Here is a 1,611-nt window from a genome sequence, read left to right on the forward strand (position 1 = left end):
GCGGCAGCACCTTCTGCCGGAACGTCACGGCGAAGGACCTGCGGCCGGCGGCGGAGGACTCCAGCGCGTCGAGTCCCGCCTCCAGACCGCCCAGCTCGACGCTGTCCTTGACGGCCGCGTCGGCCTTCGTCTCAGTGCTGGCCATGGCGGCGGATCTCCCCACGCAGTTGTTCGGTGATCTCGATGGACAGTTCCGCCACGGGGGCGTCCTCGATGCGGCGCGGCTGCGCAATGTCCACGGTCCACTCGCGCGCGATCCGCCCGGGACGGGAGGACAGCAGGATCACCCGCTGTGCGAGCCGCACCGCCTCGCGCACGTTGTGCGTGACGAAGAGGACGGACAGGCCTGTCTCGCTCCAGATCCGGGTCAGTTCGTCGTGGAGCATGTCCCGGGTGATGGCGTCCAGTGCCGCGAACGGCTCGTCCATCAGCAGGATCTGGCTGTCCTGCGCGAGCGCCCGGGCCATCGCGACGCGCTGGCGCATACCACCGGAGAGCTCGTGTACGCGCTTGCCGTACGCGCCCTTGAGCCGTACGAGTTCGAGCAGCTCCTCGGTCTTGCCGCGCCGCTCGGCCTTCACAACCCCCCTGAGCCTCAGGGCGAGTTCGATGTTCTTGCCCGCGGTCAGCCACGGGAAGAGGGCGTGCTCCTGGAACATCAGGGCAGGGCGCCCGTGGGTCGTGATGTTGCCCGCGGTCGGGGCGTCGAGGCCCGCGACCAGGTTGAGCAGCGTCGACTTGCCGCAGCCCGAGGCCCCCAGGAGGGTGACGAACTCGCCGGGCGCGACATCGAGCGTGATGTCGTCCAGGACGAGCTGCTGCCCGGCAGGACCGGCGAAGGACTTCGAGACGTGCTCGATGCGCGCGGCGTACTCCACCGACGTCGTGGCGTCGGCGGCCTTGGCGAGGGCGGTAGCCATGGTCGTCACCTCCTGGGAACTCATCGGGATCCGGGCTTACTTGACGCCGAGACCGGCGTCGTCGACCGGGCTCTCGCCCGCGGCCCCCAGGGCCTTGTTCAGGAGCGTGAGGTCGTAGATGCCCGTCAGGTTGGGCTTGTCCAGCAGACCCGCCTTCACCGCGTGCTCCGCCTCGGTGTTGAGGGTGGCGGCCAGCGGGTCATTGGTGATCTGGATGGACGTCCAGGCCGGGTCCAGGACCTCGGCCGGGAGCGCCTTGCCCGAGTCGGCCTCCAGCTGCTTGTTCGCCGCGGCCTTCGCCTCGTCCGGGTTGGCGTTGATCCACTTGTTGGTCTCGACCGAGCCCTTCAGGACCGCCTCGACGACCTTCGGGTGCTCCTTGAGGAACTTCTGCGACACGATGATGTTCGTGATCACGAACTTCTTGTCGGGCCACAGCGTGGACTCGTCGAGCAGTACCTTGCCGCCCTCGGCGACCAGCTTGGACGCGGTCGGCTCCGGCACCCAGGCGCCGTCGATGGAGCCGGACTTGTAGGCGTCCGGGGTGATCTTGTTGTCGGTGCGGACGACCGAGACGTCACCCTTGCCGCTCTGCGCGTCGACCTTCCAGCCCTGGTCCGCGATCCAGTTGAGGAACGCGACGTCCTGCGTGTTGCCGAGCTGCGGGGTCGCGATCTTCTTGCCCTTGACG

General features: G+C 68.5%; 2 protein-coding genes. Both read right to left on the reverse strand.

The annotated features are described in order from the left end of the window. Nucleotides 1-131: 131 nt before the first annotated feature. Nucleotides 132-920 (reverse strand): ABC transporter ATP-binding protein, encoded by a 789-nt coding sequence (locus IEY95_RS25630; protein ID WP_189188459.1) that lies wholly within the window; start codon nt 918-920, stop codon nt 132-134. 36 nt (nt 921-956) lie between these two features. After that, the coding region (locus tag IEY95_RS25635; RefSeq protein WP_189188460.1) for an ABC transporter substrate-binding protein at nt 957-1,611 on the reverse strand (655 nt) is incomplete at its 5' end.

This window comes from Streptomyces albiflavescens (assembly GCF_014645835.1).
GTDB classification, from domain to species: Bacteria; Actinomycetota; Actinomycetes; order Streptomycetales; family Streptomycetaceae; genus Streptomyces; species Streptomyces albiflavescens.